Origin of the sequence: Paraburkholderia ginsengiterrae, from assembly GCF_001645125.1 — a bacterium.
In the GTDB taxonomy this organism is placed as follows: Bacteria; Pseudomonadota; Gammaproteobacteria; order Burkholderiales; family Burkholderiaceae; genus Paraburkholderia; species Paraburkholderia ginsengiterrae.
In genome coordinates this window covers 1-446 of the sequence record NZ_LXKA01000269.1, presented here as the reverse complement: position 1 = coordinate 446, position 446 = coordinate 1, and the positions used below count along the sequence as shown (strand labels likewise).

Here is a 446-nt window from a genome sequence, read left to right as displayed (position 1 = left end):
CACTTCGCCGGGGCACCCGGCGGCCGCACGCACCCCCTGCCGGTGCCCGACGCCGACCCGCGCACGAACTCGTTGCTGCTCCGCCCCCTGCCGCAACCGCTCGCGCAGTATCCGCCCCTGACCCACCCGCTCGGCGTCAACCCCAAGCCGCTCGACCTCGAAGCGCCCCTCATCCACATCGCCCCCAACGCCCCTCAGCAGTTCCTGCGCCACTGGCCCCACCCCCCCCGCCCTCTCGAACCCGTCCACACCGTCCCGCCCCGTCCCCCCGACGCCTTCCGCCACCCGTTCGCACTCCCGCCCGACTCCCCCCCCCGCGCGCCCGCTCCTCTCCCGCTGATCCGCGCTCGCACTTGCACCGTCCCGCACTCACCGCGCCCGTCTCTAGTCGACTCGCCGCGCTCTCCCCCCCATATCCCCGCCTCCGCCCGCCGTGCTCTCGCTGA

1 protein-coding gene is annotated in these 446 nt (G+C 75.3%); it reads right to left on the bottom strand.

The genetic code is table 11. From position 1 onward, the window contains the following. Positions 1–213, bottom strand: a 213-nt coding sequence (locus A6V37_RS41860) for a hypothetical protein (RefSeq protein ID WP_208607883.1), incomplete at its 3' end; no start/stop codon positions are given. Between the last annotated feature and the right edge of the window lie 233 nt (positions 214–446).